Raw genomic sequence first — 13,808 nt, forward strand, 5'->3', positions numbered from 1 at the left:
TATGCGCAATATTCTAGTTTTAGTCCGAAAGGAGTTTTTACAAATCTTTAGAAATAGGCAATTACTGCCATTCATGACCGTTTTGCCTGTAATTCAGGTGATCTTGCTCACGTTTGCAGCAAATTATGAAATCAAAAATTTGCGATTGGGAATTTGGGATTTAGACCAGAGTACAAGCTCTTCCCAACTCGTTCATAAATTCACAGGCGCTAATTTCTTTCAAGCAACCGACTTAATTGACAATCAAAAAAAGGCTGACGATCTACTCATGCGAGATGCCATTGATCTTGTATTAGTGATTCCAAAAGACTTTGAAAAAAACAGTAAAATACAAAACTCCCCACCCGCAGTTCAATTTCAAATTAACGCATTAAATAATTCGAAAGCGGGAATCATGCAAAATTACGCTAATGCAATAACTCAAGATTTCATGAGTGAATTACGTGCTAATACAAATGTCCCTGGAAGCGCTAAAATTATCCCAGTGACGAATTTTTGGTACAACCCTACCTTAAATTATAAAACCATTATGCTTCCGGGTATCGTTGCCGAAGTAATGACCTTAATTATTATCTTAATTTGTGCGTTGAATGTGGTGCGAGAAAGGGAAATTGGAACTATTGAACAACTCAATGTAACCCCCTTGAAGAAACACGAATTTATCCTTGGTAAATTAATTCCCTTTTGGTTTATCGGACATTTTATTTTTTGGGCTGGAATTGCCCTCGGTCGACTGATTTTTCAAATCCCAATGGTGGGAAGCCTGGGATTACTCGAGTTATTCTTAGCTATATTCCTTTTTGTCCCGCTTGGAATGGGATTGTTTATTTCAACTGCGGTTGAAACTCAGCAACAGGCCTTATTTACCTCCTTCTTTTTTATCATCCTGTTCATTCTGATGTGTGGATTATTTACTCCCGTTGAAACGATGCCAGATTGGGCTCAATGGGTAAACCAATTGAATCCTCTGAAATATTTTGTTGAAGTAAATCGACTAATACTTCTAAAAGGAAGTGGATTCGCGGAAATTTATCCGTTTATCCTCAAAATGTTCATTTATGGGATAGGAATAAACGCTCTAGCGATATGGCGATTTAAGAAGACTAACTAACAACAATTTACCTATTTCCAATCTCTAATTCTTTAATTCACCAGTACACAAGTTGTTGATCTAAAAAGATATTTTTTATTAAAATTCATTGGATCTTTTTGACGATTTAAAATAGGAAACAAGAAGTTGTCGACGCTCCAAAAATACATAAAAAGTGATTTTGATATTGACGAAATGTTAGAAATTGGAAATAGTATTTTGGGATGAGAATCCTTGAAATCCAATTTATTACACTCCATTTTCCGCCGGGCATAAAAAAAGTCCCTGAAAATCAGAGACTTAATTTGTAGTTGGCGGTCCGGACGGGACTCGAACCCGCGACCCCATGCGTGACAGGCATGTATTCTAACCAACTGAACTACCGGACCGTGCCTTATTGTGGCACAAAATTAGGCATTTTATCCATCTTTGCAATACCTTTGTTAAAAAAAATAATAAAATAATGAGACCTCCCTTACCACATGAATATCCCAAATCACGCTATTTCGCTGAATATCTGAATTTTATGCCGACAGATAAGCTCCTCGATGTCCTAAAAAAAAATACAGAGGAATTACTAGCACTTTATGAATCATTGACTTCAGATCAATGGGATTATGCTTATCAAGTAGGAAAATGGACCCGTAAAGAATTACTTGGACACATGATCGATACAGAGCGGATTTTCTCATATCGTGCACTCGCCATTAGTAGGGGTGAAAAACAATCACTCCTTGGATTTGACGAAAATGAATACCTATCAGAAGCCCAATTTGATGGCCAACAACCAGAACAACTTTTGCAACAATATGCTGCTACTCGCCAAGCTAGTATTTGCCTTTTTCAATCATTTACACAAGAACAATGGGATAAAATGGGACTGTCAAACAACCATCCAGTAAGTACTCGTGCTCTGGCTTGGATGATTGCTGGCCACGAAAGACATCATTTAAACATCCTAAAAGAAAGATATCAATAATCGATAGCGATTAAATGAAATTCCACCAATTCCACAAAATTTCCCTAATTTTAAGCTTTACATCCCATTCACATGAATTTCTACAAATACCAAGGCACAGGAAATGATTTTATTATTTTTGACGACAGACAAAATACGTTTCACTTAGGACAAAAAGAAATTGCTCACCTTTGCCACAGACGATTTGGAATAGGCGCTGATGGACTCATGCTTTTGCAAAATGCCGAAGGTTATGATTTCCGAATGGTCTATTATAATTCGGATGGAACCGAGGGTACCATGTGTGGAAACGGTGGTAGATGCTTGGTTCGTTTTGCGGCAGACTTAGAATTGGTAAAAGAAAAAGCTTTTTTCATCGCTGTCGATGGCCCCCATTTAGCCTTTATTGATGAAACAAAAATCTCCTTACAAATGCAAGATGTGAAGGAAATTCAACAACTTTCTAACGATTATTACACCCATACAGGTTCTCCGCATTATGTTCAATTTTGCCAACATATTGCAGAAGTGAATGTGCGAGAAATGGGTTCAAAAATACGCTATTCAGCTGATTTCGTACATCAAAATGGCACGAATGTGAATTTTGTGGAACCCATGGAAGAACATAAAATTTTTGTCCGTACCTATGAAAGGGGTGTCGAAGATGAAACCTATTCTTGTGGAACAGGCGTTACTGCTGCGGCATTGGTCAGCCATGTAAAACATGGAAACACCAGTCCTGTTTATATCGAAACCTTGGGCGGACAGCTTTCTGTACAATTTGAAGGATCCTTAGAAAAGGGCTTTCATGACATATTCTTGATAGGTCCGGCAAAAAGAGTTTTCGAAGGGAAAATCCTTATATCCCTTTAACTAGCAAATTATTCTGCTCACCAATTAATTGAATTTTTTTACCTTGTATTTGAATGATTTTCAACAAATACTTGCCATCGGGTAAATATTTGAATGGAATCATTCCATCCAAATTTCTCACATAAATCGCATCCCAATTTGTCAGCTGTTTTCTTCGATTTAACTCCTTCCAGAACAAATTAAATACCCATTTTCGGTTGCTTGTATCTACCAAAACAGCATAAACACCATCTTCTCCATTACTTATTCGGGCCGAAATGTTATTGCCAGAATATCGAAAACCATTCTTCTCCGACCAGATTTTTAATACGTTCACCTTTTCTTCGGTATTCCTCTTTACCATTTTAGTTGAATCCAGAGCCGAATAGATGGTCAATAATCGTTGGTTAAAAGGCTGAAAACCTTCATATGTATTGGACAAATAAATGACGTCATTGAAATATTTGACCGAAGCAGGTAATAGTGCCGTAATATTGACAATAGGAGTGGGTAAATCGGATAGTTTTTTGACAGTTGGTTTTGTTAAATCTACTTTCTTGCCTGCTGAATCTAAGTAAAAATAATATCCTCTTTTTAAATTTTTATTCGTCAAAACACCGGAAGTTAGCTCATTGGAAAAATTGGCCACTGCCACCAATTTTGTCAAATACGAACTGATGAAAAACAATGTACAAGAAATGAGAATGAATGATTTTTTCAGTCCTTTGAGGGAAGAATGATGCAGAATTAATAGTATGAAAGTAATTAGGTATAGAGTTGAATTGATGCCATATCGACTCTCAAACACACTCTCAATCGCTTCATTTGCCCTAGCCAATGAATACAAACCCATCGTGGCGAAGAGGAATAAAAAGATGGCTGAAAAGGTTAAATAATGATTTTCTTGTTTTAATAATTGGGTTCTATTTTTCCAATAAATAAACAAAATACCTGAAAAGGATATAATCCCTAACATGAAACTGAAATAAATTCTGAATGGCGTAATGTTGAAGAAAAATACGGAAGAAAATGATCCTAAATACACAAAAAATGTAAATAAAATCTCTTTAATTTTGAATATATTATCGAATAAGCTACCTCTTTGAAATGGATGCTCGTAATTGGTCATGTAAAGAAGAAAACAAGCTAAACCTGTAAAAAGCCAGAAAAACAGATATTTTCGATCGTATTTCAATAATAATGGAACGACAGCCACAAAGACTAAAAATCCATTCCCAGAGGTGAATACGGCTAAAAGTGCAATGAGTAGTGCTATGACATACCTAGTAAAATGGGCAGGTAAACTTAACACCCAAATCAGCAATAATACAAAAAATGGTAATGAGTTGTGTTGTAAAGCACAAACTGTCCAAAAAATATTTTGGAAATACGACAAATTAAATAGCAACAAGGAAACCGGTATTATCAACCACTTGGGGAATTGATAACTGACCATAATTCGGTAAAAAATAAACAGAATTCCCAGAGTAGCCAATCCCCCGACAAAATCCAACAGTATAAAATTGATTTCACCCGTCAAATAAAATTGAAGAATCGTAATTACTCCTAAATAAAATAATCGATGCTCATTACATTGAGTAAACAATACAAAAAACTTGTTCCAAATCGTATCTTCACTATAAATAATTCTAATGACCAATGCATTTACCGCGCTAATATCATCTGCATAGGGGGCATTAACTCCAAAATTCAAAAAAAATAGGTAAAAAATCAGCGCCGGGATTAGAGCTAAAAGTAAGAATTTGTTTTTCTGATAGGACAAAAACATATGAGCATTATTTTTCTATGTACAAGTAAAAAGTAAATATAACTTTATTTCTTAATCCATACCCCTAGAGCAGAAACCCCAAATGGCAAGCGGATTTTTAAAGAGGTAAATACAATTTCAGAGGCAAAAATGTAATAACACAAGTCATTCATCCATTGGAATTTAAACAAATCAAAATCTGAACCTGAATTTTTCCGACTTACTTTAAAAGGTAAATTTCTAACGAACCAAATTGGAAGAAATAACCAAAAATTAAAGTAGGAATTATACAGTAATTGGGTGTTTTTCTTGAATAAAGTAAGCAATTCTGATGAACGATATCGCCTAAAATGGTGGTTGATCACATCGTGTTCTCCCCACAAACTTTTGAAAGTAGGAACAGTAATAACCATGGCTCCCCCAATTCTACAAACCCTTGTTAATTCATCTGCTGCTAATTGATCATTTTCTACATGCTCTATAACATCCAAGGCACAAACCAAGTCGAAACTATTATCAGGGAAATCTAAAGCACAAATATCGCCCTGTACAATAGGTAAATTAATTTTTGATGAAACAAAATCAATGCAATCCTGATCATATTCTATGGAGGTCACTTGACCGAAATTATTCAACAATTGGCTAGTCGCCCCAGTGGCTACCCCAACATTTAATATTTTTAGTGGCCTTTTTTCAATTTGATAAATTTCATTAATTTGAGAATGAATAATCTTATTACGAGCCTGAAACCACCAATGATTACGCTCCAATTCAAAATAATATTTATAATAAACTTTATCCATTGAGATTATAAATTTATTGTGGCAGAAAAAAAATTCTCTAAAATTAGTTAATAATAGACAATAATTTACAATTTAATTTACAAACCTTTTTATTCTGATTTAATTTAAAAACAACACATTTTAAATTAAATAATTTGAGTATTTTACTAACTTTAGGGGTATTTAAACAGAAGAAAGATGATCGGAATTTCGGACCCTATTGCACTAAGTAATATTACAAAGTGGTTAAATGGTGAGTATGATACTGCTACAAAAAAAAGTATTCAAGATTTAATAGATAAAGGTGAAAATACCTTATTGACGGACTCATTCTATAAGTCATTGGAATTTGGAACAGGAGGGATGCGAGGCGAGATGGGAGTTGGTTCCAATCGAATGAACCAATACACCGTTGGAGCAGCTACACAAGGTTTTGCTAACTATTTAAACAAATGCCTTCCCAATCAAACCATAAAGGTTGCCATTGCCCACGATTCTAGGAATAATTCCCCTGAATTTTGCCGTATTGCAGCGGATATTTTTACGGCCAATGGTATCGAGGTGTATCTTTTCCCAGCACTAAGACCAACCCCTCAATTATCTTTTACTGTTAGACATTTAGGATGTCAAGCCGGACTTGTCATTACAGCTTCTCATAATCCAAAGGAATATAACGGATACAAAGCCTACTGGTCGGATGGATCTCAAGTGGTAGCGCCTCATGATAAAAATATCGTCAATGAAGTTAATGCCATTCAATCTGTAGCAGATATTAAATTCAAAGGAAATGATTCGCTTTTGCATTTGTTAGATGAATCCATTGATCAAGCTTATTTAGAGACCATTACTGATAATTGTCGTCAACCTGAAGTAATTGCCCGTCAAAAAGATTTAAAAATTGTTTTCTCTCCTATTCATGGAACAGGAATTACTTTAGTTCCCCAAGCGCTTGCTAAATTGGGATTTGAAGCTGTCCATATTGTCGAAGAACAAGCTGAACCCAACGGTAATTTTCCAACGGTGGTTTATCCAAATCCGGAAGAAAAAGAAGCCATGACTTTAGCTCTTAATAAAGCTAAGGCCATCGATGCTGATTTAGTTATTGCGACTGATCCAGATGCAGACCGTGTGGGTGCGGCGGTAAAAAGTCCGAATGGCGAATGGGAATTATTGAATGGTAATCAAATGGCAAGTTTGATTTTGTATTATTTATTAAACATTGATAAAAAATTAGGACGATTAAGCGGTAAAGAATTTGTAGCAAAAACCATTGTCACAACAGATTTAATTGACAAAATGTGCGCCAAACAAGGTGTTCCTTGCTACAACACTTTAACAGGTTTCAAATACATTGCACAGGTAATCCGCGAGTTGGAAGGCAAAGAAAAGTTTATAGGAGGAGGGGAAGAATCTTACGGGTATTTGATTGGAGATGCGGTGAGAGATAAAGATGCTGTTGCTTCTTGTGCCATGATTGCGGAATTAACAGCTTATGCCAAAGACCAAGGCAAATCATTGTTTGATTTCCTAGCAGAAATGTATGTGGAAAACAATTTCTATTACGAAGGTCTGATTTCCTTAACAAAAAAGGGAAAAGCTGGCGCAGAAGAAATTCAACAAATGATGGTAAATCTTCGATCTAATGTACCATCTACGGTAGCTGGAAGTAAACCTTTGAAGGTATTGGATTATGAAGGATTGGTGGAAACTGATTTACTTACTGGTAAATCAACACCGATAGCTGTTGGAAGGGGAATTGAAGCATCCAATGTGATTCAATTAATCTTGGCGGATGGTTCTAAGGTATCTGCAAGACCTTCAGGTACAGAACCTAAAATTAAATTTTATGTGTCAGTCAACACTCCTTTGAAATCAGCTGAAGATTTCGATACAACGTTTGAATCTTTGAAAGCTAAAGTCAAAGAAATCCAAAACGATTTGGGACTGAAATAGATATTAGGTATAAGTTATTAGTTATTAGGTTTTACTGGACAAGTCTAATAACTAATAACTAAAAAATTACTCTCTCTCGCCAGTCAATACAACCGCACCACCACCAACGGATACTTTGATGGTAGCAACTTTTCCTGAATTGCGTGAAAAAATAATATCCGCTGAATAACCTTGGATATTAGCGCTAAAAGTATCTGATTCATTAGAAGTTGATAATTCAGAACCTTCGGCTGGATTGGCATCAGAGGTTAAGACTAATTTGCCCTCTTTTACGGAAACCATTAATTTCTTCACATATTCATTTTCTGCCATTTTAAAGCTTCCAACATATTGATCTAAACCTGCTTTAGAAGCAACTAAATCACCTTTTAATTCTTGACCTTGCGCTTCAATTTTAATGGATTTTACTTTACCGGCTTCTCTTGAAAAGGAAACCACTGCGTTCATGCTTTCTAATACAAATTCATCAACTTGCTTACCTGCAGCTAATTCTGCATCCGGAAAACCTTCTGCCGCCATCACTAATTTGCCAGCATTGACTGTTAATTTAACTGATTTAACATAAGGATTTTCTTGTAATTGATAAGTTCCAGCATAATCTGAAACGGAAGAACTTTGAGCAAAAACTCCAAATGCACCCGCCACCATCATCATGATCGACACACCTGCAATACGTAATTTTTTCATTTTGGACATAGTTTAATTGAAAGAATGAGACAAATCTAATTTATTTTTCAGTGAATAAACAGAAGATTGTCATTAAAAGTTTAAAATATTTATCAATTTTTTTATAAAAATTAGAGGAGAATTTTGATTCTAAAAAGTTTTTTATACTTTTGAAGCGAAATCAATTCGCCAACCTAAATCTTTATAGGAGAAATTATATGAGATAAACCTCTACGTTAACCATTTTGTATTTTTATGATAATTAAAAATCCAGTTAACGATGCAACGTTAATCTCAGCGTACATCCAAGGCGACGACAAGGCGTTTGAAATGCTTGTCAAAAAATCAAAGTCGAAAGTTTACACCACTATTTATTTAATAGTCAAGGATCGTTATATAGCGGAAGATCTTTTACAAGAAACATATATCAAAGCGATTGATGTATTAAAAGGTGGGAGATACAATGAGGAAGGTAAATTTATGCCATGGATTATTCGTATTGCGCATAATTTAGCGATCGATTATTTCAGAAAAGACAAACGATACCCAACGATTGTTCTTGAAGATGGGTCTAAGGTTTTCAATAGTTTCGACTTTTCAGAAGAATCTATGGAGGACATACAATTAAAACAAGATCAGATCGTTAATATACGTGAATTAATAAAAAAGCTGCCTGATGAGCAACGAGAAGTGTTGGTGATGAGGCATTATGAGGAATTAAGTTTCCAAGAAATTTCAGAATTAACAAATGTAAGTATAAACACGGCCTTAGGAAGAATGCGATATGCATTAATCAATCTAAGGAAAATGATGCAAAAACAAGAATTAGCCTATGACGCAAAACTCTACCCCAAATGACCTTGTTAAAAATTTGTATGAACCTAAAATTAGCTTTAACAAAAGTCTAAATACCGAAGAACAATCAGAATTTGTTTCCTTCGAAGAATTAAAACAACAACTCGATCAAGCCTATTTGGAGCCTTCTGAAAATTCCATTCAAAAAGTTTTGAATTACGCACGGAGGTGAGAGAAAAGAGAAAAGAGAAAAGAGAGAAGAGAGAAAAGAGAAGACCTATTACCTATTACCTTTTACCTATTACCTTTTACCTAATTCCCCTCTTACTAAACAAGTGCCTTTAAATGATTCCAAAAAGCTAATTTCAAATGCTTTTCGGAATCATTTAAACTGGAAATAAGTCGAGGGAAAATAAGTACCTTAGAATCTGCGACTACCAAAATTTCAACTTTGGGTAGTTTACTGTTTACTTGATCATTAAATTTTCCCAAAAAAACGTATTTTTTGGCTTCCGTTTTTTCTATAAAGTCCGTTAAGGTTTCAGGAATTTCTTGTATATCAACAACCGACCAATCCGTATCTGTTAATCCAAGTGGAGAAGCAGAAAATGCTAGTTTCAATATCTGCTTTTCCTGATCAGTTATATGCCCTAACACTACCCAAGGAGTAGCAATAGCCGGGTAATTAATTTCGACAGCAGCAGCCATTGGGGCGGTAACTTCAATGTCGTTTTTAGGTAATACCTCTTTGATTTCCAAATGATTAGCCATTGATTCAGCTTTATCACTTGGAATCCAGTACAGTTCATCGAACTTATATAACTCCGATAAATTTATTTGTCCTAAAGACATTTTATTCAGCTAAATAACCTCTTAATACACAAGCCTCGCGATCAGGGCCTGTTGAAATAAAATTGATAGGTAATTCCAAATGTTTTTCCAAAAACGCTATGTACGCCGTTAATTCAGCAGGTAATTGTTCAAACTTTCTCATACCTTCCAATGAACAATGCCAACCTTTTAATGTTTCATAAATTGGTGTGACTTTAATATCTGTAATCTCAAATGGAATTTGATCCGTAATGGATCCATCCGGCATTTGATAGGCAGTGCATACTTGAATTTCATCGAAAATATTCAATACATCTGCTTTCATCATAATCAATTGAGTTACCCCATTGATCATCATAGCATATTTCAATGCTGGAAGGTCAATCCAACCACAACGGCGTGGACGACCAGTCGTAGAACCAAATTCACGGCCCTCTTGACGCATCGCTTCTCCAACCTCATCTTCTAATTCAGTCGGAAAGGGTCCAGAACCTACACGAGTAGCATAAGCCTTGAAAATTCCAAAAACCTCGCCAATATTTTTTGGAGCTACACCTAATCCAGTACAAGCACCGGCGGTAATGGTATTGGAGGAAGTTACAAAAGGATAAGAGCCAAAATCAACGTCCAATAAAGACCCTTGAGCGCCTTCCGCTAAAATGGTTTTTCCTAACGTAATGGCTTTGTTAACCGAATATTCTGAATCCACCAAAGCGAATTCTTTCATGAATTCAACAGCAGCAAAAAATTCTTTTTCTGCCTCCGCTAAATCATATTCAAATTGATAGACATCTAAAATTGCTTTATGGCGTGCAACCAATGCATCATATTTCGATTTGAAATCTGGAGAAATCATATCCCCAACACGCAAACCTTGGCGGGATATTTTATCCGTATAGGTCGGTCCAATACCTTTTAAAGTTGAACCAATTTTAGCATCGCCTTTCGACTTTTCATAACAAGCATCCAATAATCGGTGAGATGGTAAAATAATGGAAGCTTTTTTAGAAATTTCTAAATTTTTTCGCAAATCCAAATTGAATTTCGCTAATCCATCAATTTCTTTTTTGAAAATGATGGGATCCAAAACCACTCCGTTTCCAATGATATTTTGAACATCTTGTCTAAATATTCCTGATGGAATCTGATGTAAAACGTGCTTAAATCCATCAAATTCAAGCGTATGGCCAGCATTTGGGCCACCTTGAAAACGAGCAACTACTTGATAGCGAGGAGCTAAAACATCCACAATTTTTCCTTTTCCCTCATCTCCCCATTGTAAGCCTAATAATACATCAACAGCCATAAAATATATTGTTTGAAATTTTACTCTTGATCACGCGATTGAAACTGAGCACGATGCTCGCAATTCTTTCTCGTACAAGAGCCATAAAATATTAAAGAGTGGTGCATTACATTAAACTGTAACATTTCACCGACTAAACTTTGTATTGTTTGAACACGTGGGTCACAAAATTCGGTTACTTTGTGACAATCTGTACAAATTAAATGATCATGTTGTCTTCGCCCATACGATTTTTCGAACTGCGCTTGATTTCTACCAAACTGATGCTTAGCGACCAAATCACATTCGACCAATACATCCAAAGTATTGTACACTGTAGCACGAGAAACTTGATATTTTTTGTTTTTCATGGAGATGTATAACTCCTCCACATCAAAATGATCATCGCGTAGATAGATCTCTTCCAGGATGGCGAACCTCTCTGGAGTTTTCCTCAGTCCTTTGTTTTCCAAATAGGCTGTGAAAATCTTTTTAACCGAATCGAACTTATCTAAATTTGCGGACATTTAACTGAAAAATCGACGTAAAATAAGGCAAAATATCTGAAAAAAGCTACTATTCTTCTCTCGCAACTTCAATTACTCCAGGTACTAGCTCTAGTTCTGTAACCAAAGCATCTAAATGATTCGTATCCTGAATCATCAAAGATAATTGACCTTCAAATAATCCTTCTTTTACCCCAATGGATAAACCTGTAATATTTACTTTTAATTCTCCCGATACAACACGTGTCACATCATTGATCAAACCAACTCGATCTATACCTCTAATAACTAAATGAACCACAAATGACATGGCTATTTGACTCGTCCACTGTGCCTTAATCACCCGGTCTCCATGCCGTGATAATAATTCAGGAGAGTTGGGACAAGCGCTTCGATGAATTTTTATTCCTTCATTAATCGTAACAAAACCAAATACCTCATCTCCAGAAATTGGATTACAACATTTAGCTAATGTATAATCCACTTTGTCCATGTCTTCTCCAATTAACAATGTATCGGAATTTTTTCGATCATTCTGAATACTTTGCATTTCCTTTCGGAAGGTTTTGCTATCAACAATAGGAGCTTTAATGGCTTTTTCTGCCTGCTTCCTTTCATGCATTTCCTTATCTGATTTCCAATGCTTCAATTGCTCAATCGCAATATATCCTTTCCCAAATCGGTAAAATAAATCGTTTGCATCTTTGGCATTGTAATAAGCCCGCAATTGATTTGTGATTTCTAAGGTTAGAACTGGATATCCCAAAATCTTGAGGCGATGCTCAATCATGTCGCGCCCTTTGATTAAGTGAGATTTGTTTTCTTCTTTGATGCAATCTTTGATTCTAGCCTTTGCCTTGGTGGTAATAACAATTCGAAGCCAATCTTCCGATGGTTTTTGTTTGTTCGATGTTAGAATTTCAATCTGATCTCCATTGACTAATTTATGCGACAATGGAACCAGTTTTCCACCTACTTTGGCACCAATGCATTTGGCACCCACTTCCGTATGAATCTCAAATGCAAAATCCAAGGCAGTTGCCCCATATTGCATCACTACCAATTTTCCTTTGGGAGTAAACACAAAAACCTCCTCACTGTACAAGGAATTTTTGATATCATCCACTAACTCAACAGCTGACTGACTTTTATCATTCGACTCTAAAGCCTCGCGAACTTGACTTAACCAAGATTCAAATGCCTGACTTGTTCTTGTATCCGTTCCTTTGTACTTGAAATGCGCTGCAACTCCTTTTTCAGCGATTTCATCCATTCGCTTGGTACGAATTTGTACCTCCACCCAACGACCTTCTTTATCCATACCAAAAGGCATGCTCATTACGGTGGTATGCAAGGACTCATATCCGTTGGATTTAGGCGTAGAAACCCAGTCTTTTAATCGACTAGGATTGGGTCGATAATGATCAGTGACAATACTATAAACCTCCCAACAATCTGCTTTTTCTCTTTCCAAAGGAACATCCAAAACCACTCGAACGGCAAATAAATCGTATATTTTCTCAAAAGCAGTATTCCCTTTTTTGATTTTATTATAAATAGAGTAAATCGATTTGGGTCGACCTTTTATGGTGTAATTAAAAGTCAAATCATCCAACGACTTTTTAATTGGTTTGATAAAATGTTCCACGAAACTTTCTCTGTTTCGTTTGTTTTCCATCAACTTATTGGAGATTTCTTTATACGCTTCGGGTTCTGTAAACTTGAGACCTAAATCTTCTAATTCGGTTTTAATGGCATTTAAACCCAATCGATGCGCCAAAGGTGCATACAAATATATCGTTTCAGAAGCGATCTTCAACTGCTTCTCCTTGGCCATGCTGGTCAAAGTGCGCATGTTGTGCAAACGGTCAGCCAACTTAATCAAAATCACTCGAATATCGTCTGATAAGGTCAACAGCATTTTACGGAAATTTTCTGCTTGCTGAGAAGTACCATATTCAAAGGTTCCGGCAATTTTCGTTAATCCATCGATGATAGAAGCGATTTTTTTACCGAATCTTTTCTCGATATCTATCAATGTAAAATTGGTATCCTCCACTACATCATGTAACAAGGCAGAAATGATGGAAGTTGTTCCCAAACCGATTTCTTCCACGCAAATCTGAGCAACTGCCAATGGATGATAAATATAGGGCTCCCCAGATTTACGACGCATATCTTTGTGCGCTTCGGCAGACAATAAAAATGCCATTTTGATTTGTTTGGCATCATCATCTTTTAAAAAAGGTTTGGCTGTCCGCAATAATTTACGGTATCTTTTTAAAATCTCTAAACGCTCTTTCTCCAAATCTACTTGCATCT

Annotated in this window: 12 protein-coding genes and 1 tRNA gene; 5 read left to right on the plus strand and 8 right to left on the minus strand. The window is 35.9% G+C overall.

Annotated features, from left to right (window positions below):
• Position 1 precedes the first annotated feature (1 nt).
• Complete coding sequence (locus V7S76_RS01250) at positions 2-1,111, plus strand: ABC transporter permease (protein WP_459508181.1); 1,110 nt, start codon at positions 2-4, stop codon at positions 1,109-1,111.
• 291 nt (positions 1,112-1,402) lie between these two features.
• Here the strand turns inward: V7S76_RS01250 and V7S76_RS01255 are convergent.
• Positions 1,403-1,479, minus strand: a tRNA-Asp gene (locus tag V7S76_RS01255).
• A gap of 74 nt (positions 1,480-1,553) precedes the next feature.
• On the opposite strand from V7S76_RS01255, the gene V7S76_RS01260 reads away from it, so the two are divergent.
• Together V7S76_RS01260 and dapF are read left to right on the plus strand one after the other, a co-directional pair.
• Positions 1,554-2,069, plus strand: coding sequence for a DinB family protein (locus V7S76_RS01260; RefSeq protein WP_459508182.1), 516 nt, complete (start codon positions 1,554-1,556; stop codon positions 2,067-2,069).
• A gap of 72 nt (positions 2,070-2,141) precedes the next feature.
• The gene (gene dapF, locus V7S76_RS01265) at positions 2,142-2,921 is read left to right on the plus strand and encodes a diaminopimelate epimerase (protein WP_459508183.1); all 780 of its coding nucleotides are present in this window, start codon (positions 2,142-2,144) and stop codon (positions 2,919-2,921) included.
• On the opposite strand, the gene V7S76_RS01270 is transcribed toward dapF, so the two are convergent.
• Together V7S76_RS01270 and V7S76_RS01275 are read right to left on the minus strand one after the other, a co-directional pair.
• A complete protein-coding gene (locus V7S76_RS01270) occupies positions 2,908-4,614 on the minus strand; it encodes a hypothetical protein (protein WP_459508184.1) in 1,707 nt (568 codons plus the stop codon). The genes dapF and V7S76_RS01270 overlap by 14 nt on opposite strands.
• Positions 4,615-4,733: 119 nt before the next feature.
• The gene (locus V7S76_RS01275; RefSeq protein ID WP_459508185.1) at positions 4,734-5,471 is read right to left on the minus strand and encodes a class I SAM-dependent methyltransferase; all 738 of its coding nucleotides are present in this window, start codon (positions 5,469-5,471) and stop codon (positions 4,734-4,736) included.
• A 177-nt stretch (positions 5,472-5,648) separates the two neighbouring features.
• Between V7S76_RS01275 and V7S76_RS01280 the strand changes: the two genes are divergently transcribed.
• Positions 5,649-7,403, plus strand: a complete 1,755-nt coding sequence (locus V7S76_RS01280) for a phospho-sugar mutase (protein WP_459508186.1) — start codon at positions 5,649-5,651, stop codon at positions 7,401-7,403.
• 66 nt (positions 7,404-7,469) lie between these two features.
• On the opposite strand, the gene V7S76_RS01285 is transcribed toward V7S76_RS01280, so the two are convergent.
• Positions 7,470-8,090: a hypothetical protein gene (locus tag V7S76_RS01285; protein WP_459508187.1), complete on the minus strand. Its 621-nt coding sequence runs from the start codon at positions 8,088-8,090 to the stop codon at positions 7,470-7,472.
• Positions 8,091-8,327: 237 nt separating this feature from the next.
• Here V7S76_RS01285 and V7S76_RS01290 point away from each other — a divergent pair, with 237 nt between their 5' ends.
• The gene (locus tag V7S76_RS01290; RefSeq protein WP_459508602.1) at positions 8,328-8,927 is read left to right on the plus strand and encodes an RNA polymerase sigma factor; all 600 of its coding nucleotides are present in this window, start codon (positions 8,328-8,330) and stop codon (positions 8,925-8,927) included.
• 264 nt (positions 8,928-9,191) lie between these two features.
• On the opposite strand, the gene V7S76_RS01295 is transcribed toward V7S76_RS01290, so the two are convergent.
• The 4 genes from V7S76_RS01295 to V7S76_RS01310 are packed head-to-tail and all read right to left on the minus strand — an operon-like array spanning position 9,192 to position 13,806.
• Positions 9,192-9,716, minus strand: a complete 525-nt coding sequence (locus V7S76_RS01295; protein WP_459508188.1) for a hypothetical protein — start codon at positions 9,714-9,716, stop codon at positions 9,192-9,194.
• A gap of 1 nt (position 9,717) precedes the next feature.
• The gene (locus tag V7S76_RS01300; RefSeq protein ID WP_459508189.1) at positions 9,718-11,001 is read right to left on the minus strand and encodes an adenylosuccinate synthase; all 1,284 of its coding nucleotides are present in this window, start codon (positions 10,999-11,001) and stop codon (positions 9,718-9,720) included.
• A gap of 20 nt (positions 11,002-11,021) precedes the next feature.
• The gene (locus tag V7S76_RS01305) at positions 11,022-11,507 is read right to left on the minus strand and encodes a Fur family transcriptional regulator (RefSeq protein WP_459508190.1); all 486 of its coding nucleotides are present in this window, start codon (positions 11,505-11,507) and stop codon (positions 11,022-11,024) included.
• Between the two features lie 49 nt (positions 11,508-11,556).
• Positions 11,557-13,806: a RelA/SpoT family protein gene (locus V7S76_RS01310; protein WP_459508191.1), complete on the minus strand. Its 2,250-nt coding sequence runs from the start codon at positions 13,804-13,806 to the stop codon at positions 11,557-11,559.
• Between the last annotated feature and the right edge of the window lie 2 nt (positions 13,807-13,808).

It is taken from the genome of Aquirufa sp. ROCK2-A2, assembly GCF_054558485.1.

What these genes read in the sequence shown, in the direction of transcription:
- V7S76_RS01250 (WP_459508181.1), top strand. Translation starts at nt 2, where the DNA reads ATGCGCAATATTCTAGTTTTAGTCCGAAAGGAGTTTTTACAAATCTTT.
- V7S76_RS01260 (WP_459508182.1), top strand. Translation starts at nt 1,554, where the DNA reads ATGAGACCTCCCTTACCACATGAATATCCCAAATCACGCTATTTCGCT.
- dapF (WP_459508183.1), top strand. Translation starts at nt 2,142, where the DNA reads ATGAATTTCTACAAATACCAAGGCACAGGAAATGATTTTATTATTTTT.
- V7S76_RS01305 (WP_459508190.1), bottom strand. Translation starts at nt 11,507, where the DNA reads ATGTCCGCAAATTTAGATAAGTTCGATTCGGTTAAAAAGATTTTCACA.
- V7S76_RS01295 (WP_459508188.1), bottom strand. Translation starts at nt 9,716, where the DNA reads ATGTCTTTAGGACAAATAAATTTATCGGAGTTATATAAGTTCGATGAA.
- V7S76_RS01310 (WP_459508191.1), bottom strand. Translation starts at nt 13,806, where the DNA reads ATGCAAGTAGATTTGGAGAAAGAGCGTTTAGAGATTTTAAAAAGATAC.
- V7S76_RS01300 (WP_459508189.1), bottom strand. Translation starts at nt 11,001, where the DNA reads ATGGCTGTTGATGTATTATTAGGCTTACAATGGGGAGATGAGGGAAAA.
- V7S76_RS01275 (WP_459508185.1), bottom strand. Translation starts at nt 5,471, where the DNA reads ATGGATAAAGTTTATTATAAATATTATTTTGAATTGGAGCGTAATCAT.
- V7S76_RS01285 (WP_459508187.1), bottom strand. Translation starts at nt 8,090, where the DNA reads ATGAAAAAATTACGTATTGCAGGTGTGTCGATCATGATGATGGTGGCG.
- V7S76_RS01280 (WP_459508186.1), top strand. Translation starts at nt 5,649, where the DNA reads ATGATCGGAATTTCGGACCCTATTGCACTAAGTAATATTACAAAGTGG.